This window comes from Stieleria bergensis, from assembly GCA_007745635.1.
GTDB classification, from domain to species: Bacteria; Planctomycetota; Planctomycetia; order Pirellulales; family Pirellulaceae; genus Stieleria; species Stieleria bergensis.
In genome coordinates this window covers 89,541-114,751 of the sequence record CP036272.1, presented here as the reverse complement: position 1 = coordinate 114,751, position 25,211 = coordinate 89,541, and the positions used below count along the sequence as shown (strand labels likewise).

Here is a 25,211-nt window from a genome sequence, read left to right as displayed (position 1 = left end):
AGGGCAGGCGACACGATCGTGCGTGCGAGCACCACTGCTTAGAAACTCTTCAAGCCCAGTGGTGCAGATGCGGAAATTCCACGCGATTGCGGACCAGTTGTGCGCTGCCGTTCGATTGGTGCGCGCAAGCACGGCACACTACGTGGATAGATGGTGCGCGCAAGCACGGCACACTAGAACTTTTCCGGTTGGGTGCGTGCGTGCACGCACCCTTCTAAACCAAGCGGACGTTAGGCGCTTTTCGAAGTCGGCATGGTGAACAAGTCCCGCTTGCCGTGCACGACCTTTTCGTCGATGGTGTAGACTTTGCCTTCACCTTGCTCGGGCAATTCGTACATGATGTCCAGCATCACGTCTTCCAGAATGCCACGCAAGCCACGAGCACCGACACCCTTATTCAGAGCACGCTTGGCGATCTCGTGCAAGGCTTCTTCGGTGAAGTTCAGTTCGCACTTTTCCATTTTGAACAGTGCTTCGAACTGCTTGGTGAGTGCGTTCTTTGGTTCACGCAGCACACGCACCAAGCCTTCTTCATCCAGTTCCTGCAAGTAGCTGACGACGGGCAGTCGACCGACCAATTCGGGAATCAAGCCGAACTGCATGACGTCTTCGACTTGGATCTCGGCAACCAACTCAGAGGCGGTCATTTCGTTGCGCGAGCTAGACGCGTCACCGAAGCCCAGAGTCTTGTGTCCCATCCGTTGGCGAATGATGTCATCGATGCCAACAAAGGTTCCACCAACGATGAACAGGATGTTGCTGGTATCGATTTGGATGTATTGTTGCTCAGGGTGCTTGCGTCCACCTTGTGGGGGAACGTTGGCAACGGTGCCTTCGAGCATTTTCAAGAGACTTTGCTGAACGCCTTCACCAGAGACATCGCGAGTGATGGAGACATTGCCACCGGTCTTGCCGATCTTGTCCACTTCGTCGATGTACAAGATACCGCGCTGTGCCGCTTCGACGTCAAAGTCAGCCGCGTGCAGCAGTTTTAGCAGAAGGTTTTCAACGTCTTCGCCAACGTAGCCCGCTTCGGTCAATGTGGTTGCATCGCCGATTGCGAAGGGAACGTCCAGCATCCGAGCCATCGATCGAGCCAACAAGGTTTTGCCGCTACCGGTTGGACCGACCAACAGGATATTGCTCTTTTCGATCTCGACGTCCGAGGTGCCTTCCCATTCACTGGTCAAGCGTTTGTAGTGATTGTGAACCGCAACGGCTAAGACACGTTTGGCGGAATCTTGACCAATCACGTACTCGTCGAGGTGTTCAACGATCTGACGAGGTGAAGGCGTTTCTTTGAATAGCGATTTACTGGGTCCACGACGGCGTTCTTCCTGTTCGAGAATGGATTGACAAAGTTCAATGCATTCAGAACAGATATAAACATCGCCGGGACCTTCGACCAACGGGCCGACGTCACGATAACTCTTGCGGCAGAAGGAACAGAAGGCGTTCTTCTTGTTGGAGGATCCGCTTCGGGTAGTCGTGTTATTGTCCTTGACGGGCATGGAAAGCTCCTTTTTGGCTTCCCTTCGCTACCTTGCCCCTGCTGACTTGCCCAATGACCCAGCCCACGATCGCACAACGGGTGCACGCAGTCGGATCAGGTCTCCGGTCAACGGTGACACTGCATCGAAAGAAAACTCCACACGGTTCGGCTCTAGCTTTCACATTGCTTTCGCGTCAATGCTGGGAAGGCGATGCGGAGGTCACGCTTGGTTTGGCCCGCCCAAGGAAATCTCCCAGGCAAGGCAGTGTTGTGACTCGGCATCAACTTCCCAACGGGAGGTGATTTGAAAGGATTCGTCCTTGACGAATGTGAAAACGTCGGCGTTGTTAACAAGTTGGTCTATGGTTTCCGAAGCCGATTGCCCAGAGTTGATTGGGAGGGCCAACTGCGGAATAGGTCGCATCCCGGCGTAGCAACACCGCTTCGTCAATGAAGCAATGAAATCGTTGATTCGTGGAAACAACTACTGAAAGGTAAGGTCGTTGGGACGGTGAGGGTGGACTCCGACTTTTCAGCTGCTGCCTTCACGACTGATCGCCGCGCGAGGACGCTGACTGTATTGTTCGGAATTCTTCCTCGCTAAGCTCTCCCTTCAATCGCATTTCTTCTAAGTTTGAAAGAGCGTCTGCCGTTATATCCGGATCCTCGCGAGTGGAGTCCCGAAAACGCAAAACCATTTGCAAAGCAACTGCACTCACGACAAGTAAAACCACTACGGCAAGACCAGCCTTCACGGCCGGATCACTGAGAAGTTCCGTCACTGCTCCCGCTCCCTTACTTAACCCTTCAGTTCTGTTGAACCACTCAATCTTACGCGCCCACCGGCTGGAGGGTCCAGCAATTTGTTGATCGTGAAACGCAAATTTCCTGTTTCACGGCAGACGGCGGCTTTCGGACCACCAAATCCATCGCAAGAGCGACTCCTTTTGGCCACATTCCACCCGCCAAGCTGATGCCCGTCCTACAAATGTCGGCCAACCCTCACCACGTCCTTGCATTCCACTGTGTTTCCGATCATCTAACGCGATCAGCCGTTTTGGCGTTCGCCACCGCTCGGTCACTTGGTTCGGCTGCACAGAGAACCGGGCTTAGCGGCGAAGCGGCTGATGCAGGCACTCCGCACTGATCACCAGAACTATCGCCCAGCCGAGAGAATCGCTTGCACTTGATCCACCAAGGCCAGGCCTTGCTGCCCTTGGCCGAGCGCCCGAAACACCGCCGGCCCCTTGAACCCCGATTCAGCGATCGCAGCCCAGACGCGTGCAAAATCAATGTCGCCGCCACCGAAACTGATGTCACGTCCGTCAGTCATCTCGGGCTCACAAAGATAAACGCAGGATAACTTGTGTTGCATCCTGGCCAATCGAGCCCCGATAGGGATCTCGCCGCCAAGCAACATTTCGCCAACGTCGGCTGCCAATCCCAATTCACCTCCGCCGTCGATCCACTGACAGAAGCGTTCAAAATGAGCGACCGTGGCGATAGCATGTTTGGCTGCAGGCCTCAGGGCTAAACTCACTGCCAGACGCTGCGCTAACTCCAACACGGGCTGCAACTGCTCAACCAAGGAATCCAAGATCGCTTGATGGGCCGTGGTGGAGAAGTTGTCCGTTTCGTTGGCGCGCCCCGTGGAAAAGGTGAGCGCGGCGGGCCGCCAATCCTTCTCCGCGATCCATTGCACCCATCGCTGCAACCGGTCTGCTGCGCTGGATTGCCCGGCATGCTGCGCGGAGCGGGAATGCGGTTCCAAAAACGAAGGCCACTGGTAACGTCTTGGATCATCATAAAAGGGCGCATCTAAATCGATCACGAGCTGCATGCCGTGCTCCGTCGCCACGTGAATCAACCGATCAAAGGCCTCGGTGCCAGCAAACGGATCGAGCAGCCCCCGGCGTGGCTGAATGGCCAAGCAACCAAATCCACGCTCAGCCAACACGCTCACCAATTCAATGGGATCGTGATAATGCAGACTGCTGCCGTGAAACCCAGCCAGGACCATCAAGTCACCCGCAATCGCATCGCCAAAGAAATCGCCGGCGCGACCAACGCAAAAATGATCAAGCCCCACTTCGGACCCGCCCCCAGTAAGGCATACGCGGCGGCAAACGGAATGATCGACAGCAACGCATTACGGATCGCAAGCCCTCGTGCAGATGGCGATGGCTTGCGTTGAGCGCGAATCACACGAACGATCACCGGCAGGGCGATCAAGCCGATCAGCACTGCGAACTGTGGCCCGGGGACCATCACAAACCCCGCCAGCTCTGCTTTGGTCGCCAATCCGGGAGCGAACGCGAGGAGCAGAACGCCCATTAACATGAAGAGCGTGCCGATGCGTAGATTGATCGGATTATCGCGTACCGACTCATCCACGCTGGACTCATCGCGGGCAAAGTGAGTCACGCCCATGACGTAGACCGCAAACCCAAACGCGACGCCCAAGACGTACTTAGGAATCTGCGGCGTCCCATCGCTCAGCTCGATTGCCGCCGAAGCTCCCAGCATGAAGCTCAGGAACCGACAGGCACCCATCAGTGCAGGCCCCAACGGAGTTTTCTTGAGCGGGCCATCGTAAGCGACGATCGCCAACGCCAGCGCGATCGCAACCACGGCGGGCAACCAAGTCGTGGTTGCCCCTTCTCCAACGTAACCGGCGCCAGCGGCAAGCAACACACCAAGGCCTAACAAGCCAAAGCCACTGGTCTGGGCGGCACCAAGGCTGATCGCACCACTGGGCAATGGACGTGAGGGCTGCTCCTCTGTGTCGCGTCCATAATCAAACAGATCGTTCAAGATCATGCCGGCCCAGTACAAGGCAACACCCGCCAAAATGATTAGCACAAAACGCTCAACAGGCGCAGGGCCATGGCTGAGCAACAAATAGGCCGCCGCCACATCCGCAATCACGGTAAACACATTGGGCAGACGCACCAGCTGCGCCCAAGCTCTCCAGCCACCTTTGCTGCCTTCTGACACTGTTTTTCCTCGATTCAACGCACTTTACAGGATTCGAATGCAACACAGTCTAATCCACCCGACGCGCCGCCAGTAGACACGAACCGCTGATTTGCCAGAGCCCAAACGCTGGTGGCCTTAGGCCGGCACCACTGCTTCGAAGATGTAATCATTCTGGTTGATGTTGCGTTGCCCCCGGGTTTTCTCTGGGCAATCGCGATTTCATCGAACCGCGGCTGGGTTCGAATAGTGTGCCGTGCTTGCACGCACCAATGAAATCGCAGCGCACCGTTGGGCCGCAATCACGTGGATTTTCCGCATCGGCACCACAGGACTCGAAGATCTTCAAAGCAGTGCGTGCAAGCGCGGCAGGTTACAGGCCGAACTCGCTGAGCTTGATTGTTTGAAAGACCATGTCGGCACGCGAGGACTCGTACAGTATGCCCAGCGTTTGATCGTCGACCATGACGAGCGAGCTATAGGCACCGCCCTCCGCATCCAGCTGAATCCCATCGCTCCAGGTCTTGCCATCATCCAAGCTCACTCGCACGGTCATGTTGCGGCGTTTGGATAAATGCTTGGGGTTGGAAAAGAACAGCACGCGACGACCGTCCTTTAAGTCATGCGAGATCAGACTGGCCATGCAAACCGGTTCCGGCAACGCGCCGTGATCACTGGAATGAACCTTCCACGTTTCCCCCAGGTCACCGGTCACCGCCACGGCGCGTCCATTACTCGATGACTTATCGGATCGATTGCGGTTATCGCGCATGTTTAACATCAATGATCCATCTGACAACTCGGCAATGGCGCACTCGGTCGTATCGCTTCTAGCATGATTGGAAACCGTCCACGTCTTGCCATGATCTTTGCTGAACATCAGATTGCTAAACGGCAATCCCGTGTGATCACGCCCTTGGGTTGGCATCACCAAGGTGCCATCGGACATGGTGATGCCATTGCCTGGTGCGGGCGCAAACAAGTACCACTTGGGATCCTTCAATTGCTTGGTCAAGTTTTCCGGCTTCGACCAAGTCTTGCCATCATCTTTCGATCGAACCACGACAAACTGAGTTGACTTGTCCAGCGACACTCCTGGCTGTGACCCACTGCCTCGCCACTGATGTGTGCCTGGTCGACCGTGCGTCCAAACTGCGCTGACAATGATTTCGCCGGTTGCTTTGTCCACCAAAAGATTAGGATCCGAGCAACCATTTTGGTCTTCCGGCAATCCGCCAAATTCACCCATGTCCATGATCGGCCGTGGCGGCTCCCAGGTCTTGCCTCCATCGGTTGATCGCGACAGACCGATGTCCATGTGCCCTTGCAAGTCGCGGCGACTGCGATAACGCATGTCATAAACAGCCAGCAAGGTTCCGTCATTGGTCACAGCGATTGCCGGAATCCGAAACGTGTGACAGTCCGCGTCACCTTGACGATGAATCACCACATGCGGGCGTTTCGACCAAGGGATTTGCTCTGCCTGCAGCGGAGCAACCAAGAAGCAACATGACAACAAGCCGTATAGCGACGCAGCAAAGGCTTTCATAGAGAACGCTCAAGAGTGTGAGGAAGCAATCAGCCGTTCAGAATGAAGTGTAATCCATCACTGACCCGCGGCCACCGCCAAAGCAGTTGGCCGCCGCATTAGCCGCTTGGCTGTCAGGTCCGGTCTCTGTGACGCGACAGTCCACGGAAAGAACCGTGGCTAACGCCAAAACGGCTGACGGGTTGCTGATGGGAAACGTGGCGGATTGAACCGCGAACAGCTGGTTAGTGCTGGGCCGTTTCGATGGTGACAGCCATCACGATGGGGGCTGTGGGATCGTTACCCTTGACGAATTCTAGTTGCTTAACCGCCAGATCGGACTGAACATCAATCGCAATGTAACGCAATTGCTGGCCACGAACCGACATGGCGTAGGTTGAACCTGGCACATCCACTCGGCGAATGTAATCCGCAAAGTGAACACCGTTGACCAGCTCGTGATCTTCGGTGGAACCGTCGGCCAAATGCAAACGAACCGTCATCGACACGGACTTTTGATTGTGTGCGGGAAAGCCCCAACCACTGACACCGCTTAACAGGTGCACTTGCGAGAGCTTGGCTCCCACCGGCAACCGAACGGACTTCGGCATCTTCGGCGGCATCGACCCCTGGGGACCGTGCAGCAAGATCAGGTTTGGAACCGACTTGCCACGTGGATCAATCAGCTGGAACGGCACTTCGTTGACCATCTTGGGTGACCAGTCGGCGAACACCAATCGATCCGCGCCTTCGTCACCGGCATGGAACAATCCTTTGGTGCTAATTGCCGTGGCAACCTTATCGATCGGCAATGGGAGGTATTGGCCTTTGTCGGTCAAGAACTCCAGCAGATCGATAAAGCCTTGATTGTCGATTTGCTTTTCAAAGCCCTCTGGCATCACGCTCTTTGGTGAAGCTTTCAAGCTTTCGATGTCATCGCGCAGAATCACGTGCTTCTTGCCTTGCGCATCAAAGATCTCGATCGCCGTCTGCGTCTCCGACGCTAACATCCCGGTGATCACAATCCCGTCGATCGTTAACACCGAATAGCTCCGGTAGTTGCCTTCGACACTGCGACTGGGATCGATCACATGCGTCAGCAGTTCTAATTTAGGATGCACGGCCATACCAGTCAGATCAGGACCGACCTTCTTGCCTTCACCGCGATGCATGTGACAGTTGGCACAGTTCTTTGTAAAGACCAGCTTGCCACGGGCGACGTCCCCGGTTTCCTGAAGCAGCGGCAACATGCTCTCAAGTAACTTTTGCCGGTCCGCGTTGGGCAAACCACCGCTGGCGGCCAACACTTCCGCCGCCCGCCGACGAATGGTTTCGTTCGGATGTGACAGTAACGCCTGTTGCTGATCAAGCGCCAAATCTTGACGGGTCAGTTTGCCTGCCTGCATGGCATTCAACATGCTTTCTGTTGATGCCGGTCGCGACAACAGCACCAGCATCGCTGCAGAGCGATTGGCGGGCGTCATCTCAGGAACATAGCCCAACAAGCCTTCGGCCAACTGCTCACAACGACTGGCTTTCAACGCGCCAATCACACCGGCGGCAACGTCTTTTGGAGTTCGCGCCGAAACGGTTTGCAACAACTGCTCCACTGCATCACAGTCGCTAGGCAACAGAGCAATGTACTGTTGTGCCGCATCAATGCGAGCGTTGCCTGCCGCTGCTTCGTCTTCCACGATCGCCAGCAAGGACTTGGCGATCGCCTGAGCGTTGGCCGCCAGGCGTTCACTGCCCCAGGTTTGCCCGAGCCGCACCAATTGGCTGCGTGCCGCTGGTGGCAAGGCATCAAAGGCGGAAACCAAAGCGTCTTCGGAGTCATCGCTCAGTGCCAAAGTCTTTTCCTTGGGCCAACCCTGGGACCAACCATTGATAATCGCTGAAGCAACTTCCGGGTTGCCCTTGGCGACCGATGGCAGCAACGCAGTCATGGCGTTCTCTTGCAGGTCGCGAGCCATGTGTTGTGCCACGATGCGGCAAGCTTCAACCAAGGCCGCAGTGACGGGTGATTCCTGTGACAACGCATCGCTGAGCGCGTCCTGAGCGTTCGTTGCCGCAGCACTCACGGCCGCTTCGCGCAACCAGCGGTCACGGGAAAGTGTGTCAGAATTCGACACCGCAACGGCGGCTTGGCCAGCGGAGGGCGATGCAGGCATTTCGGACAGAGCCAACAGAACCGCCAGTTTGACCTGTGCATCTGGATGGCTAACACAACCGGCTGCTATTAACTGTTCACTGCCCCAATCCGATCGAGGCATGATTTCAACCGCTGTTCGGACCACGGCCGGCGAAGCGTGCTTGAGCGCTTTGAGCAAGACTTGCTGCGCCTTGGGGTGGCTCCAATCCTGTAAACCATTGAGCGTTCGCAGCGCGTGCACGACCGCCGTGTTCAGTCCCACAGAGTCAACGGATTCGTCGCCAGCGATTTGCAACAATTGGGGGATCGCTTCGGTTCGCCCTTGTTCGATCAGCAAACGCTGTGCGTGTCGTCGCCACAACAAGTTGGTGGACTTCAGTGCCGCGACCAACCCCGCTGTATCGTTGGCATCCAGCTTAACGGGTTCACCGGCAACAGCTTCGCCGTACGAGACACGATAGATCCGCCCGTGTTTCTTATCCCGAAGCTCGGTCATGTAGGCGTTGCCAGGACCGTTGCGGAATCCAGCCGGTGTCGGATTGTGCTGCACAATGTAGTTGTACCAGTCGATCACCCAAACGTTGCCATCGGGTCCAACCTCTGCCATGATCGGCGCTGCCCATTCATCATCACTGGCAACCAAGTTCATCGGGCTGGTCGATCGATAGCCTGCTCCATCAGGCGTCAAAGCAAAGACACCGACCAGGTGGCCGGTGGGTCCGGCAACAAAGGCGGTGCGATTCCAGAAGGATTCCGGATAGCGCCGCGCGGTGTAAATGGCATGTCCAGCACCTGCGGTGTAACCACCGTGATGATCTACTTGACGCACTTTATCCGTCACCGGTTGAAAGAGGTGATTGTCAGCGATGCCACCGAGTCCCGACGACGTCCACCCCCGCACTTGTTCGTAGTAGCGGTTCGCGATGGGCATAAATTCACTGGGATTGCGGTTGGCGGTTGAACCAAACAACAAACCTTGCTCGTTAAGCCCAACGCCCCACGAATTGTTGTTTGTGTTGCGCAGAAATTCGAAATCAGTGACTTCGACTTCACCATCAACTTCGTCGACTTGAAAGCGATAGAAACCCGTGCGGAAGGATCGTTGCTGACCGGCGATTGTTCCCTGGAAACCGGCGTAACCCACGATGCCGTAGAACCAGTTATCGTGACCGTAGTTCAGATTGCTTGGCCCGGCGTGCGTGTCACCAACACTCCAACCATCAAACAACACCTTTTTCACATCAGCAACATCATCGCCGTCGGTGTCTTGAAGGAACAGCGTTTGAGGCGCTTGGTGAACGATCAAGCCACCATGTGAGAACGCAATGCTGGTCGGAATGCTCAACCCGTCTGCAAACACAGTGAACGTGTCGGCTTTGCCATCACCGTTGGTGTCTTCACAAATGCGAATCCGGTCACGGCCTTTGCCTTCGGGCTGTTTCTCATTGGGATAATCATAGGTCTCGGCGACCCACAGCCGACCCAGATGATCCCATGCCATGCAGATTGGCTTGCCACCGATGCCGGGTTCAGCAGCAAACAAGGACAGTTCAAACCCTTCCGGCACCGAGTAGTGCTTCATTGACTCCTCTGGCGAGAGCGGTTTCTGCATCAGGTTCAGGGGCTTCTTTTGTTCGCCCCAACGACGCGTGACGGCGTAGTTTGGAATCTTCGGACCAACATCGATGTATTCGAAGGTTGCCAGCCCATCGGGGATGGGTTTCATCGGTAACGATTCCAGCGGTTCTGGCTGGACGCCGACAAACTCGGGAACCACCGTCGGATCTTGGCCACAGGCCCAGCGAATGCCACGCTCAACCAAATTATGAAAGCCTGGCTGATTGAAGGTGCGTTGATCATGTCCCCAGGCGGTATAAAACACACGCCCCTCGCCATGAGTGCGAATCCACGTCCATGGTTCTAAACCGTCGCCCTCTGGACGTTGTTCCAACACAAGCCGCTGCTTGGTGTTGTGCAGCGTGTGCACGTAAGTCTCATCCCAACTTTCAAAGCTGGAGTAGTTCTTCAGCAGCGGGTGCGACTTGCCTTCCTTGGTTGGCTTGACCGAAAACACTTCGCCGCCATGACGTTGAAACTGAGCGCCAATCAAAGCCACGACGTCTGGGTTGTTGCGAAAACAGTACGAAGCGCAATGCAGTGGGATGAAGCCACCACCCTCAGAGACGTACGACAACAAAGCCTCGGCCTGCGGATCCGAGATCTGATCGATGTTTGCGTAAACGATCAAGCCATCGTACTGATCCAGCGTTTGGCGTGACAGAGCGGCATTGACATCGTCGGTGTACTGAACCTTGATGCCTCGCTCGGCCAGCACGGGGATCAACTCCGCCGCCCGGCGAGCCGGCTGATGATGCCCCTTGTCACCAAGAAACAGCAGGTTCAGCGGTGCATCGACCTGTGACTGGGCGTTCAGCTGCTGTGCTTCAGCAAGCGCACCTCCAAACGCAAACGCGATTAAAAAGATCAGAGCTATCACTTGGTGGGTTCGAGTGATCATCATCAAGAATCCGGAAAGGAATGGAGCGGGAGTGTTGATTGCCAGCACTGCGTCAGTCGCAGGATTGCAATCGCGTGCAGACCAAGGGGATGTCCGTCAACGAAGGCCGATCCCAACAGGCATCGGCTCAGTTTCTGCCATGTTGGATGCGTGCGCACACGCATCCAACGACGGCGTTGCAGTTGTTATTGCAGTGTGAACTCTGGCAGCGCAACTTTTTCGCCACCTTTTAGCGCCGACTCGTGAGCACAAATACCGACACAGGTCCAGTTCGCACTGGTCACAGCATTCGGCGATGGATCACGGTCCTCTAACAATGCCGAGGCCATTTCATGAACCATGTGCGGGTGCGAACCACCATGTCCTCCACCTTGGACAAAGGACAGGTGTTCAGCGTCATGAATTTCCTGAGGCAAGGTGAACTTACGAATCTCTTCGGGCAGCAAGTGCGCGAAGTCTGGCACTTCGACCGTCTCTGGAATTTCCGGCTCAGGCTTCTTGGCGGTGTGAATCACATGTGGCTCGTTTTCGATCAACGTCCACTCGAAACTTTTCTTGGTGCCGTAAACATCAAAGCTCTCACGGTACTGACGCGCGACGTCGTACAAGAATCGCCAGATGTGAGCGGTCAAGTCACTGTCCTTCAACTTAATGTGACAGCTCTCCACAGCGAATCGATTGCCTGACTTCTCAGCGATGTCATCTCGGACCGTACCGGAGCCAAAGCAACTGACGTATTCTGCCAAGCCATTGACCAGCCCCAAGCAAGGACTGACCACGTGTGTGGCATAGTGCATGGGGATCATACGCTCCCAGTACTCTGGCCAGCCGTCCATGTCTTGCGGATGCGACGCAGCCAAGTGCTGGATCTTGCCCAATTCACCTTTCTCATACAGGTCTTTGATGAACAAGAACTCACGACTGTAGACCACCGTCTCAGCCATCATGTACTTCAACCCAGTCTCGTTGACCTTTTCAACAATCTGACGGCACTCGTCGATCGTTGTCGCCATTGGCACCGTGCACATGACATGCTTGCCGGCGTCCAAGGCTTTGAGTGACATCCACGCGTGATCAGGAATCGGGCTGTTGATGTGAACGTAATCCACATCAGGATCCGCCAAGACTTTGTCATAGTCAGTGTACAAACGCTCAATACCAAACTGTTGGCCGCTCTGCTGGAGCGCTTCTTCGTTGCGACGACAAAGCGCGATCACATTGGTGTTCGGGTGAGCTTGATAGATGGGGATGAACTCGGCACCAAAGCCCAATCCGATCATTGCTACGTTCAGTGTTTTTGTCATCGTCACTCCAATGACTGACAGAGTCGATAGTAGGGAAAAAGCATCGCCGAGCCAGTCGGCGGGGGAATGCAGTCGACCTATTGTTGCAGCCATCGCCAGGATTACCATGAGATAAATCACAGCGTAGATGAGCTATTTCACCGCGATAAATCTCGCAAAACGCTTCATTACTGGATTGGCATTGATCTTTTTCCCCGTATCTTAGAGCCTCCACGCCTCGCAGAACGGGGGCTCGCCACCGCCGATTCGCCCCCGTTTTACTGTCTCATCGTTCAAAAATCCCTGCGATCGCCGTTCCTGCTGCCACACCCCCAAAACGTTCCAGCTCAATCTCTTTTGTCTCATGGCAACCCGCCAACGCGTCGCACTGCTCATTGAAACCTCCAATGCCTATGCCCGAGGCATTTTGCAGGGAATCATTCAATACATTAATCAGCACGAACCCTGGTCGGTGTATTTGCCTGAACAAGAACGCACTGCCAATCCGCCTGCCTGGCTTGCTGACTGGCAGGGAGATGGAATCATTGCCCGCGTCGAAACCGATTCCATGGCGACAGCGGTTGAGAACAGCCAACTACCAGCCGTTGATGTCAGTGCAGCGCGCCGGGTTCCAGACATTCCTTGGGTGGAAACCGATGACTTGGCGACAGCAGAACTGGCCGCCGATCATTTAATTGAACGTGGCTTTCGGAATCTGGCCTATGTGAGTGACCCTGGATTCAATTGGTCGAAATGGCGCGAACAAAACTTTGCCAATCACGTTCGACAATCAAGCGCCGAGTACTTTCTGTACGAATCAACCTCGCGATTGTCAGCAGACTACCGCTGGCAAGACGAAGAGCAATCGCTGGCCGACTGGCTGGCAAATGTCCCCAAGCCGATTGGCATCATGGCATGCTATGACATCAAAGCCCAACAAGTCCTTGACGTGTGTCGAAAGCTGGATCTAGCCGTCCCCGAGCAAGTTGCAGTGATCGGTGTTGATGATGACCAATTACTGTGCAGTCTTGCCAGCCCACCACTATCCAGTGTGATCCCCAACAGTCGCGGCGTTGGATTCGAAGCTGCGTCCCTGTTGCATCAAATGATGTCGGGCCAACAAGTAGAATCGGAACCCCGACTGATCAAGCCACTGGGTATCCGCACCCGGCAATCAACGGACGTCACCGCAATCGAAGACGACGAGATCGCCAAGACACTACGCTACATTCGCGAACACGCGATTCATGGCATCAATGTTCACGATGTCATGCAGCACACCGAACTAACACGGCGAGTGCTGGAAAGCCGCTACCAAAAACTGCTCGGACGATCGCCTCATCAAGAAATCATCCGACAGCGGATCGCCAAAGTGCGTCAACTGCTACAAGAAACTGAGTTGCCGCTGGAAACCATCGCAAGACGCTGTGGCTTTGAACATAGCGAATACCTGAGCGTCATGTTCAAACGCGAAACTGGGCTGACCACCACACAATTCCGCAACACACATCGCGATCAAGCTGGCACGTCATCCACTGTATGAGCGTGTTCTGTATGAGCGTGTTCTGTATGAGTGTGTTCTGCATGAGCGTGTTACTGCATCGCCAACCGCAACTTCGGTTCTTCTGCATTCCGTTGGCCTGCGAAACCTCGATCATCCACCGAGACCACAAAGCCTGCGAAGGCCAGCACGAACGTCTGAACCATTGGAATGATGGTCATGTCGTGAAAAACGGCATTGGGCAAATACGCGGCAAACAAACATAGAAAGAACAGCCCCATCTGCTTGGCAGCTGTTTCTCTGCGCGGATCTCTAAGCATCGACCAGGCCCGCGCGGCAACGACTGCAATCGCCAGCAAGAACAATCCCAAGCCGATCAATCCGGTATCGACCAACAACGCCAAAAAGGTGTTGTGATGTTCATAACCGCGAGCCTGTTCTAAAGGCAGCCCATAGGATCGCGAACTGAAATAGGGTTGGCTGTGTTGAAAGTACTGTCCAAAGCCATGACCGACCAACGGCTTATCGCAAAACATCTCCCAAGCAACGATGGCCAACAAGGGACGCAACGAAACGGACTTGGCGGCGTCCTTTGCCGAAAGCGCTTGATCGCGTTTCATGGCGACAACCTCACGGACAAGCAAGCGGCCGGTATCGGTCACCAAGACCATCCCCGCCAACACACAGGCAACCAGTGCCAGAGCACGAATCGCTCGGGAACCAAACACCCAGCCGGCGATCATGAGTGGACCAACAGCACCGATCCAACAGCTTCGCGTCAGCGTTGCATAGCAGCCCGCCATCAAGATCACGCCACAGCAGAGACAAATCATCTTGCCTTGGCGCCCGACATCCAGGAACCGAGTGGTCAACGCAGCGATCCCCAGTGAAATCACAAACCCGTTGCCGATCGGATTCATCAGTGGACCGCGACCGCGACCAAAGAACTCCCACTGCGTCGGATCAACAATCGATCGTGGAAACACCAAATGGTGCCATCCCAAGACTTCGAACATCGCCATCACGGACAGATACAAACCCAAGCCAATCAGCGCGTTGAGCATCCAGCGAAAGTCCGATCGCGTGCAGCGAGAAAAGCGAGCGAGCGTGTACACCATCAACGGCACAAAGACATAGAACAGCCATCGTCCCATCGGATTGACGCGAGCCTCATCAGGCACACCGCCAAGTGACTTAAACAACAGATAAACCGTGAACAGCCCCAATACGATGTCGACCCGCTGCCAGCGATCAAGTCGCAACACGCCAAACCGCCACTGAATCACAGCGGCAACACAGACCAGCGCCAAAAACACTCGATCGACACTGATTTGGATCGGCCCCTCAATGGCAAACGAAGCGGGCCCCAACACGGTTCCGATCAGCAGCAACCACACCACTGATCGAGACAGAGACTGCGTGTGCTGTTTCGGCAACCGCCGCATCAAGGCCACTGCCCAGACGAGACCTGCGATCAGAAAGAGGACGATTAGCAGCTTCATGGAAGCAGAAATAACACCGAGGGCGGGGACAATCACTAGACCTAAAAGTCTAGGTTGCTGTCCGTTCTCCCCTTTCTGCTCAGCGGATCCAATCACCAGCAAGGATCGTAAACTGGAGCCACAGGCTGCAGAATCCACACAATCGACAGACACTGTCCCCGGAACGAGAAGCCCCCGATGGCTCAGCGGCTATCCGACGATGGTGGCGACGACTGGCGCTGCTTGTTGATCCAGTCCAGTCGTTTCTGCAACTCCCTTTCGAAGCCCCGATTGTTGGGCTGGTAATAGGGTTGCTCGTTGTCCAAGTAACGCTGAGGTGCGATCGCATTGGGATAATCATGGCTGTACATGTACCCTTCCCCGCGACCTTCTGCTTTTGCGGAACTGCCATGAGCGTCGCGCAAAGACGGCGGAACGGCAACGATTTTCTTTTCGCGCAAGTCCTTTCGTGCGTTGCTTAGAGCCACTCCTGCCGAGTTGCTTTTCGGGGCCAAGGCCAGGTACGTTGCGGTCTGCGCCAGCATGAATTCGCTTTCGGGTAAACCGATCCATTCACAGGCCTGCATGCAACTGACAGCCATCGGCAAAGCTTGCGGATCCGCGTTGCCAATGTCTTCGCTAGCCAGAATCACTAAGCGTCGGCAAAGGAAACGCAAATCTTCGCCACCGTCTAGCATTCGAGCCAACCAGTAGATCGCAGCATCCGGATCGCTTCCACGGATGCTTTTGATCATGGCACTGATCAAGTCATAATGATCATCACCGGTGCCGTCATACCCAGCGATGCGTTTCCCGATCGACTCCGCGGCTTCCTGAATCGTGACTTTGCTGTCGGAGGTACTGGACACGGCGATCTCCAAAGCCGTCAACGCGCGTCGCGCGTCACCTTCGGAGACATCTGCCAGCAATTCGATCGCGTCATCCTCGACCTGCACTGACAATTTGCCCAAGCCACGAATCGGATCCTCAATCGCGGTCTGTAGCAACTGCTTAATCTCTTCGCTGCGAAGCGACTGGAGCTGAAAGACCTGGCTTCGGCTGATCAACGCCGCATTGACGGCAAAGTGTGGATTACTGGTTGTGGCGCCGATCAATGACACGATCCCTGCCTCAACGTCTGGCAACAGAGCGTCTTGCTGGCTTTTGCTGAAGCGGTGGATTTCGTCGACAAACAAGACGGGCCGAGGTTGACCGCTGGCGACCAAATCCGTTGCCCAGGCAAGCACTTCGCGGACCTCTTTGACGCCTCCGGTGACGGCGCTGAGTGCACGAAACTGACTGCCCGTTTCACCCGCTAACAAGTGCGCCAGGGTTGTTTTGCCGGTGCCGGGAGGTCCGGACAAAATGATCGACCCCAATCGTCCTGCACCAATCATGCGTCGCAGCAACTTGCCGGGACCTAAAATATGTTGTTGCCCGACATACTGGTCCAGCTTTTGAGGTCGCATGCGTGCCGCCAACGGCTGAGCCGCCGCCAGCGCGTCATCTTCTTGCGACTGAAAAAGTGAAGGAGTTTGCTGTGCCATCAATCTCGCTCAACGGTTAGGCTTACCAAGGACTCAAGTCAGACAACGCCTCGAACACCACGGCCAGCGATTCATAGGCCTGTTTGCGGTTCAATTCGCATCAGATCGAAACACCAACCTTACCGCAGGGCGAGCTTTGACTCGACCCTCTTGGCACCCAAATGACGATGAAGAAAATGATTCCTTGGCTCGCTCTGATCGTGACTCTGCTGATTCTGGGAACCATCGCTGCGCAAATCGACGACTGGGGCCGTGATTGGACGACGAACTTTGCTGAGCTTTCCGAACAAGCGGAGGATCCAGAACTGCGGCCACTGACCTTAGAGATGGATGCTGATGCAGCGCAAGCATTGATCATGGACTGGGTCCAATCGCAAAGTCACTGGAGTGTCCTGGACGACGAAACCGCCGAATCCGAGGACACAACGCCAACCGCGCTGTCAGTCATTCGCCTAACGCGCAGCACGAAACTTTTTCGCTTTGTTGACGATATCACAGTGCGACTGACGCCCGTTGATGGCGGCTTCCTGTCTCTGCATGCAGAGAGCCAATCGCGTCTTGGCAAAGGTGATTTGGGCCAAAATCCGCGAAACCTGAAAGAACTGACCCAGGGAATCGGTCGACTTGCCGAAAACAGACTCTCAGCCCCAGCCAATCAGGCTCCTAGTAGCTAAACTATGGACGGATTTTGGCGGTCCGTTCCCACCCTCTGCGTCTCTCGCATGACGGCCCACCATTCCCAGGCCTCACACAACGGCTCCCACGCAATGGCCACTGAAAGACGGCCCAAGCGCTGGCCAACCACCGAAGCACCACTCATGAGCGATCCCATTCGAATCCTACCAAACACAGTATTCGCACGGACAAGCAAACGTCTTTTTGAACAAGCGATTGCCAGCTGCTTGGCGCTGATCGGGCTAGGGCTGATCAGCCCTGCGGTGGCCGAAGACTCTGCAACCGTTGACTTCGTGCGCGAAGTTCGACCGATCCTGTCCGACCACTGCTTTGCCTGCCATGGCCCCGACCAGCACAAACGCGAAGCCGATCTGCGACTGGACCAGAGCCAGGGCGTGGAATCGGTGATCGACGGTGAATTTCATGATCGAATCACCAGCGATGATCCAGAATTGATCATGCCACCGCCAGCGTACAACAAGCCATTGACGGACGATCAAATCGCCATCCTGAATCGCTGGATCAAAGCGGGCGGCAAAGTGCAATCGCATTGGGCATTCGTTCCGCCAAAGCAAAGCCCAGTCACCAGCAAAGCAGACGTTCATGCCATCGACGTTTTGATCGACAAAGAGATCAAAGCACAAGGGCTGAAAGTCGGCCCGCGAGCCGATGACCTGACGCTGCTGCGTCGCGCGACCCTGGCACTGACAGGCCTGCCACCGACTCGGCAACAGATTCAGGCCGTTAAAACAGGCAAGCTGAATTACGAAACCTTGGTCGACGAACTTCTTGCCTCACCCTCGTTCGGCCAGCACTGGGGTCGGCAATGGCTGGACCTCGTTCGCTATGGCGACACCCATGGCTTGCACCTGGATAACTATCGCGAAATGTGGCCCTATCGAGACTGGGTCATCGAAGCGATCAACCAGAACATGCCGTTTGATCAGTTCATCACCGAACAACTGGCTGGCGACTTGCTGCCCAACGCCACCCTGAAACAACAGATCGCCAGTGGATTCAATCGACTGAATGTCACCACCAGCGAAGGCGGATCAATCTACGATGAAGTGTTTGCGCGGAATGTCATCGACCGCACCGACGCCTTTGGAACTATCTTTCTTGGCTTGACGACACAGTGCGCCGTTTGTCACGACCATAAATTTGATCCCATCACGCAGCAAGATTACTACTCGCTGTCAGCGTTCTTCAACAGCCTCGATGGTCGCGCTTTGGATGGAAACAAAAAAGACCATCCACCGGTCGTCAAAGTTCCGACCACCGAACAAATCGAGCAAATCAAACAGCTGACCGAACAGATCGCTGATTACCAAACAGAGAAGCAAGGTGACCTGCCCACCGTCGACGCGGCGCAAGTCGAATGGGAAAACCAGCTCGCTGCCAAGCCTGTCGAGAAGCCCAGCGATGAACCCGCTGCAGACCCCGTCACCTTAAAAGCACTGGCCGCCACCAGCCAAGCCGGCAAGCCATTACACATCGATGAAGAAACCATCGTCCGCTCGGGCAAGGAGATCGCTGACAAGGACACTCACTCCATCGTGCTCGCACTGCCTGCTGAGACAGACCAGTCAGACTGGGGCACCGCTCTGCTGTCAGTCATCGCCGAACCAACCTCCAATCGGGTCGGTCGCGCAAGCAATGGAAACGCCGTTCTGACGGAGATCACCTTTGAAACCGCGCAAGTGGATGATGACGCCGAGCCCAACGCTGACGTGCAATGGCAGTCGCTGAAGATCTCTCAGGCCGTCGCCGATTATGAACAACCCAATGGCAAATTCGCTCTCTCGTATGCGATCGATGGCAAACGAGTGGGCGATGAAGGCTGGGCCGTCGGCGGGCATGAAAAGAACGGCAGTCGCAGCGCCGCGTTCGGTTTGCCAGAGTTAACGAAGCGCCTGCAGGAAGGTGCCAATCGATTACGAGTCCGCCTGGAATACCAAAGCATCTACGGCAGTCATCAGTTCCACGCCGTCAAGCTGGACTTAGCTGAAGGCGAACCGGAGGTGCCGCAGGAATGGGTCGAACTGGGACCGCTGCAATTGGCGGGTCCGTTTGCTGCCGAATCAGCCCAAGCGGCCTACGGCAGAAACGTTGCGGCCGAAAATGCAACCTTTGATCCAAACGCGACATTCCGAGATGGTGAGCAAGAAATCAAATGGCAGCTTGCCGAATCCATCAGTGAAGTCAAAACCAATGCACTGCCCTATCGCGATGATGGCGTCACGATCAATGTGTTCTACCAGTCACTGAAATCTCCCAAAGCACAAAGCATTGACCTGCTGCTAGGCAGTTCCGATGCCACGATTGTGTTTTTGAATAAGAAACGCATCGCAGATGTTCGTCGCACGGGCCCCATGAAGCCGCTGGCCAATACTTACAAGCTTGACTTGGTCAAAGGCGACAACCATTTATTTATCAAGACGATCACCAGCCAGCGTGATCCCATGCTGACCTATGCGTTTCGCTCTCCGGCGTTGCCAGTGCCGGAATCGATCCGTCAACTGGTTGCGACTGCACGAGACGAACGCAGCGAGTTACAAAAGGAGTCACTGCGAACCTACTATCGCCAAGTGCATTGTGACCACGAAGACTGGACGGCGCTGCAGGACCTGATCGCTGGATCTAAGAAAGCCAAACAGGACATCGAAAACAAGATCGCCACCACGCTGGTCTGGAAAGAACTTGCCAAGCCTCGTCAGGCTCATGTTCTGATGCGTGGACAATATGATCAACCTGGCGATAGCGTGCCGCGCGAAGTCCCCGCGTTCTTGCCATCGATGCCCGACTCGGCACCGAAGAATCGTTTGGGATTAGCGCGGTGGCTGACAACTCCCGAGAACCCACTGACGGCACGTGTCGCGGTGAATCGATTTTGGCAAGTCTTGATGGGAACCGGCATCGTCCGCTCCAGCGAAGACTTTGGTAGCCAAGGCGAACCACCGAGCCATCAAGAACTGCTGGACCATCTGGCACTGGAGTTTCAAGCCGGTGGCTGGGACGTCAAAGCGTTGCTGAAACAGATTGTGACCAGCGAGACCTTCTGCCGTGACGCCAAAGTCGACCCCGCCAATCATGAACTCGATCCGGCCAATCGCTACTTCGCCCGTGGACCACGTTTCCGGCTTGATGCCGAAGTGCTACGCGACCAGTCGTTGGCGTTAAGTGGCTTGTTGAATTTGGCGTTCAGTGGTCCCAGCGTCAAACCTCCGCAGCCCAAAGGTCTGTGGTACGCGGTGGGTTACACGCGCAGCGACACCGCAAACTTTGTCGCCGATCAAGATCCTGAGAAACAGTTCCGCCGCAGCGTCTACATTTTCTGGAAACGCACCAGTGCTCCGCCAACGATGTCAACTTTTGACGCACCGAGCCGGGAGAGCTGCACGGCGCGGCGTGAACGGACCAACACACCGCTGCAAGCTCTGTTGCTGATGAACGAACAACAGTACCTGCAATCAGCGAAACACTTGGCTCATCGAGCACTGACCACCAACGACGTCAAAGCTGGCGATGATGCACAGCGAATCACGTGGCTGTTTGAAACCGTCACGACGCATCCGCCAAGTGATCATCAGCTAAGTGCAGCGCTCAAACTGCTTGAACAGATGCGCAGCCACTACGGCGAACAAGCTGAATTGACCACCGGGGCGGCAACGGATCTGCTGGCGGTGGACGAAGGCGAAATCGCCATGCAGGATGCGGCAGAACACGCTGCCTGGATGATGCTTTGCAGTGCCCTGCTGAACCTTGACCAAGTCGTAAACCAGTAAACCAACCCCTGCGTCCCCGTTCGACCGGCGAAACATCGCAACTTACCAGGAACACCAAACGATGAACCTCATGCCAGAAAGCTATCAGGCACAAGTCAGGCGTTTGCTCTCACGACGCACCTTGCTTGCTCGCGGAGCGACCGGACTTGGCACAGCTGCCTTGGCAAGCTTGGCCGGCGATCGCAGCCTGTCGCCAAGCCTAGCCAGCGCCGCAGCGATCCCGGAACTGCCACACCATGAACCAAAGGCAAAACGGGCCATCTATCTGTTCATGTCAGGAGCTCCCAGTCAGATCGACATGTGGGATCACAAGCCCAAAATGAGCGAATGGTTTGACAAAGACCTGCCGGACACGATTCGCATGGGCCAGCGTTTGACCACCATGACCAGCGGACAGGCTCGTTTCCCAGTCGCACCAAGTCGCTACAAGTTTGCTCCACATGGGCAATCTGGCACCATGGTCAGCGAGCTGTTGCCACACACCGCAAAGCATGTCGATGACCTGGCACTGATTCGCTCGATGCACACCGAAGCGATCAATCACGACCCCGCGATCACCTACATTTGCACCGGCGATCAACTGCCGGGCAAAGCTAGCTTGGGATCGTGGTTGAGCTATGGACTGGGAAGCGAAAACGAAAACCTGCCCGCTTTCTTGGTGATGACGGCATCATGGACCGGACGGAAAGAAGCACAAGCGCTGTACAACCGACTTTGGGGCAGCGGATTTTTACCCACCAAGTACCAAGGCGTCTCGTTGCGTAGCAGCGGTGACCCGGTGCTGTATTTATCCAATCCCAAGGGCGTCAGTCGCGAAGTTCGGCGACAAATGCTTGACGCTTTGGCCGCGATGAATCAAGACACTTCCCGCGCCATTGGCGACCCGCAAACGCAAGCTCGGATCGAACAGTATGAAATGGCGTTCCGCATGCAAACCAGTGTTCCAGAACTGGCAGACATCAGTGATGAGCCCCAGCATGTGCTGGACATGTACGGCCCCGATGTGACGACGCCGGGCACGTTTGCTCACTGCTGCCTCATGTCGCGACGAATGGCCGAACGTGGCGTGCGATTCACACAGATCTTCCATCGCGGCTGGGATCAACACGGTTCACTGCCTAGAGACCTTCCCAATCAATGTCGCGACATTGACCAACCCTGTTCGGCCCTGATCAAGGACTTAAAACAACGTGGGATGTTCGACGACACACTGGTCGTCTGGGGTGGCGAATTTGGGCGGACCATTTACTGCCAAGGAAAACTGACCAAAGACACCTATGGCCGCGATCACCATCCCAAGTGCTTTAGCGTTTGGTTGACCGGTGCCGGCATCAAAGGTGGCACGGTGCACGGGACCACCGACGAATTCAGTTACAATATCGTCAACGATCCTGTCCACATCCGCGACTTAAACGCCACGATCCTGCACCTGATGGGAATTGATTCCGACCGGTTTACTTATGCCTTCAAAGGCTTGGATCAGCGGTTAACAGGAATCGAAGGCGGCCATGTAGTCAATCCAATCCTGAGCTGAAGTTGCAGTCGGAACCAAACACTCATGCATCCGTCGCCTCGGAAACGGCAGACGACACAGAGAAGCTCTCAGCAGGCAATCGACTGCTGGGATTGCCATCGGCAACACTGGTCGTCGCGGCCAGCATGATTGGCGCTGGCATCTACACAACCAGCGGATTCTCGTTGGCCAGCCTAGGCTCTCCGGCAACCGTGATCTGGGCCTGGATCGTTGGCGGTGTCATCGCCATCAGCGGTGCCATCACCTATGGCGGTTTGGCGGCCCGGTACGCTGAGTCGGGTGGCGAGTACTTGTTTCTCGCCCGCGGCGTCCATCCAGCGGCCGGCATGATGGCCGGTTGGGTTTCCTTGCTGGCTGGATTTACAGGCGCCATGGCGCTTGCGGCATCGACCTTTGAATCTCACCTGCGACTCTGGTCGTCGCCACTGATCGATGCGATGCCTCAAGGCGCGTTTGCGGTGGGCTTGATCGTGATCGCAGCGTTGATCCATGCGACCAGCTTACGCGGTGGGGCCTGGACACAAGATGCAGTGGTGATTGCCAAGCTGCTGATGATCGCACTGTTTCTGGGGCTGGCCTTTTCCGTTCGCTCGCTGTGGCTGGGTTTGCAAGAACCCGCCCTGCCAGAGCCTGGCGTGGTTGAACAAGCCGGCGCGACTCATTGGTGGCCTGGTGCGCTGGCGTTTGCCTCGGCGCTGACTTGGATCTCACTGAGCTACAGCGGCTTTAACGGCGCGGTTTATCTGAGCGAACAAATCAAGCAACCAAGGCGCAACGTTCCCCGAGCCATGTTGCTGGGAACCACCCTGGTGACGGTGCTGTACGTGCTTCTAAACCTCGTTTTCATGTATTTGCCGAGCGCCGATCAGGTGACCGGTCAACAAGATATTGCCGCTCGAACCGCAGAGTCTTTGGGGGAAAGGCTTACCTCTCAAGGCCTGGCAATCGGCCAGTGGGTGGGTCCAATGACCCGCGTGATGATCATCCTGGGCTTGATCACTTCGGTTCTGGCGCTCACGCAGACCGGGCCTCGGGTTTATCAGAAGATGTCATCTGACGGTCTGATGCCGGCGATTTTGCGAGGAAAATCGGCTGAAACCGGGTCGGAAATCAACTCGACCGAGACACTGGACGATAACGGATTATCTGGCTCGAACCGCCAAACCGTTCAAAACGACCCGCTGCCGCGGATCGCGATCGCGCTGCAAGCCTGCTTGGCCAGTGTTGTGGTCTTGACGACTCGGCTTTCGGATCTACTGGGTTACTTGGGCTTCACCTTATCGCTGTGTGCGGCAATTTGTGGCATGCTCTCATTGTGGGTTGGCCGCAAGAGTGACCTCAAGATACAGGTTTGGGGACATCCTTGGGTACCATTACTTTACCTTGGGGGTACATTAACGGTGCTATCGTTGACGGCCCTAAGATCCCCTGCTCAGGCCCTGGTTGGCTTAGGTACACTTGCCGTTGGCCTCGTGTTCTGGGCGGCATGGGGTAGAAGAAATCCGATAAAATAGCAACACTTATTGAAATGGAAGCGGCTTGCACGGAACGCAGCATCCGCAGAGCACTTTTCAAACACAAGGTTGGAAATGAGATACGCATTTCGCTTGGCTGAACTTCTTGGGCACACACCGGATCGTCGGAAACGACCTGGTACGATCAAGTCAATTGTCGAACACACCGGGCTCGATCGCCACCAAGTCGCTTCATTGCTGAAGAACGAAGCCAAGTACATTCCGTTGGATGCACTTTCGCGACTTTGTGACTACCTGATCGATCAAGGCTATGCCACTGCCGACCAACTGCCTGGTGCGTTGTTCGCTGTTAATCCAGAAAACTTCTGGGAATTGATTGCGCGTCGCAAAGAGATTGAATTGGTGATTGGCGTTCGGGCAACGGATTCCAACCCAACTCCCGAAGGCGCTTCGGTCGTTGCCAGTGACTCCGTTCTGGTCGGCGAAGTCCTGAGCGGCGTGTCCACCCTTGGCGGCGTGGCCAAGCACAAAGAGAGCGAAGGCGATACAGCCGGCCGCGAAGTGCCCATGCCGGACCGTTTTCAACAAACGCTGGTTTGGAGCCCCGGACAGGTCGACCTTCAGGACGTCCGCTCCCGCGCTCACGACGTCTTCGAAAGCTACATCGACGACACTGGGGACCGCGGCATGATCTGCGTCGGCAGCATCAAGAGCAACCCCGTCGTGGAACTGCTCTTTAGCGACGTGTTTGGTTGCACGCCTTATGTGACCGAAGATGACGTTGACGATGTCTCGGCTCGATCCTGCCCGTTCTTTTTGCGCTACCGCGACACCGATCCGAAACCAGACAGTGCTTCGGCCGGGACACGGCTCAGCAAGAACGAAGACGCGCCTCAACCTGGTTTCTACTTTGAAAAGAATGACGGGACCTGGGAGTTCGCTGGCGGAACAAATAAGGACACCGCATTGGTGTTCTACATTTATCGAGAAGCTTTGGGCCGTCTGGACATGGTGCTGAGCGGATTCTCTGGTCGAGCCACGCGTTTGCTGGCCAAAACACTCGCCATCCGCGGTGAAGAATTCTGGCCACCGATTTACGAAAAGTCCGGCGACATCATCGGTGCCTACTTGGTCACCTATGAACGTCCCGAGGATACCGAATCGCGCGACGAAGCGTTGTTCAATCCCAGCGGTCCTGCCGAGATCATGCCGCTGCCCACCGAAGCGATCGCGCGGCGGATGGCTCGCCGCTAGGCTCGCTGCG

At 55.7% G+C, this 25,211-nt stretch carries 14 protein-coding genes; 6 read left to right on the top strand and 8 right to left on the bottom strand.

Translation table 11 applies throughout. The features are described from left to right. Positions 1-230 precede the first annotated feature (230 nt). From clpX to SV7mr_RS00320, 6 genes are all read right to left on the bottom strand, one after another. Positions 231-1,511, bottom strand: a complete 1,281-nt coding sequence (clpX, locus tag SV7mr_RS00345) for an ATP-dependent Clp protease ATP-binding subunit ClpX (protein WP_145268178.1) — start codon at positions 1,509-1,511, stop codon at positions 231-233. 1,137 nt (positions 1,512-2,648) lie between these two features. Beyond that, complete coding sequence (locus SV7mr_RS00340) at positions 2,649-3,581, bottom strand: sugar phosphate isomerase/epimerase family protein (protein WP_145268176.1); 933 nt, start codon at positions 3,579-3,581, stop codon at positions 2,649-2,651. After that, positions 3,512-4,489 (bottom strand): UbiA family prenyltransferase, encoded by a 978-nt coding sequence (locus SV7mr_RS00335; RefSeq protein WP_419187919.1) that lies wholly within the window; start codon positions 4,487-4,489, stop codon positions 3,512-3,514. The genes SV7mr_RS00340 and SV7mr_RS00335 overlap by 70 nt, the downstream gene beginning before the upstream one ends. 352 nt (positions 4,490-4,841) lie before the next feature. Continuing rightward, a complete protein-coding gene (locus tag SV7mr_RS00330) occupies positions 4,842-6,017 on the bottom strand; it encodes a sialidase family protein (protein ID WP_145268172.1) in 1,176 nt (391 codons plus the stop codon). A 224-nt stretch (positions 6,018-6,241) separates the two neighbouring features. Next, a complete protein-coding gene (locus tag SV7mr_RS00325; RefSeq protein WP_473163698.1) occupies positions 6,242-10,642 on the bottom strand; it encodes a PVC-type heme-binding CxxCH protein in 4,401 nt (1,466 codons plus the stop codon). A 209-nt stretch (positions 10,643-10,851) separates the two neighbouring features. Further along, positions 10,852-11,970 carry a Gfo/Idh/MocA family protein gene (locus tag SV7mr_RS00320; protein ID WP_145268170.1) on the bottom strand — a complete coding sequence of 373 codons (1,119 nt, stop codon included), beginning with the start codon at positions 11,968-11,970 and terminating at the stop codon, positions 10,852-10,854. Positions 11,971-12,313: 343 nt separating this feature from the next. Here SV7mr_RS00320 and SV7mr_RS00315 point away from each other — a divergent pair, with 343 nt between their 5' ends. Further along, positions 12,314-13,492: an AraC family transcriptional regulator gene (locus SV7mr_RS00315; protein WP_145268168.1), complete on the top strand. Its 1,179-nt coding sequence runs from the start codon at positions 12,314-12,316 to the stop codon at positions 13,490-13,492. Positions 13,493-13,542: 50 nt separating this feature from the next. Here the strand turns inward: SV7mr_RS00315 and SV7mr_RS00310 are convergent, their stop codons facing one another. Beyond that, positions 13,543-14,952, bottom strand: coding sequence for an O-antigen ligase family protein (locus SV7mr_RS00310; RefSeq protein ID WP_145268167.1), 1,410 nt, complete (start codon positions 14,950-14,952; stop codon positions 13,543-13,545). Between the two features lie 182 nt (positions 14,953-15,134). Beyond that, entirely contained in the window at positions 15,135-16,478 is a 1,344-nt protein-coding gene (locus SV7mr_RS00305) for a replication-associated recombination protein A (protein ID WP_145268165.1), read from the bottom strand. A gap of 167 nt (positions 16,479-16,645) precedes the next feature. Here SV7mr_RS00305 and SV7mr_RS00300 point away from each other — a divergent pair, with 167 nt between their 5' ends. The 5 genes from SV7mr_RS00300 to SV7mr_RS00280 all read left to right on the top strand — a co-directional run bounded on the left by SV7mr_RS00300 (position 16,646) and on the right by SV7mr_RS00280 (position 25,201). Further along, the gene (locus tag SV7mr_RS00300; RefSeq protein WP_419187918.1) at positions 16,646-17,152 is read left to right on the top strand and encodes a DUF1499 domain-containing protein; all 507 of its coding nucleotides are present in this window, start codon (positions 16,646-16,648) and stop codon (positions 17,150-17,152) included. Positions 17,153-17,296: 144 nt separating this feature from the next. Next, positions 17,297-20,938 (top strand): DUF1553 domain-containing protein, encoded by a 3,642-nt coding sequence (locus SV7mr_RS00295; protein WP_419187917.1) that lies wholly within the window; start codon positions 17,297-17,299, stop codon positions 20,936-20,938. Positions 20,939-20,999: 61 nt separating this feature from the next. Continuing rightward, a complete protein-coding gene (locus SV7mr_RS00290) occupies positions 21,000-22,472 on the top strand; it encodes a DUF1501 domain-containing protein (protein ID WP_145268161.1) in 1,473 nt (490 codons plus the stop codon). 2 nt (positions 22,473-22,474) lie between these two features. Beyond that, positions 22,475-23,986 carry an APC family permease gene (locus SV7mr_RS00285; protein ID WP_145268159.1) on the top strand — a complete coding sequence of 504 codons (1,512 nt, stop codon included), beginning with the start codon at positions 22,475-22,477 and terminating at the stop codon, positions 23,984-23,986. 75 nt (positions 23,987-24,061) lie between these two features. Beyond that, positions 24,062-25,201 carry a helix-turn-helix domain-containing protein gene (locus tag SV7mr_RS00280; protein WP_145268157.1) on the top strand — a complete coding sequence of 380 codons (1,140 nt, stop codon included), beginning with the start codon at positions 24,062-24,064 and terminating at the stop codon, positions 25,199-25,201. The last annotated feature ends 10 nt before the right edge of the window (positions 25,202-25,211 follow it).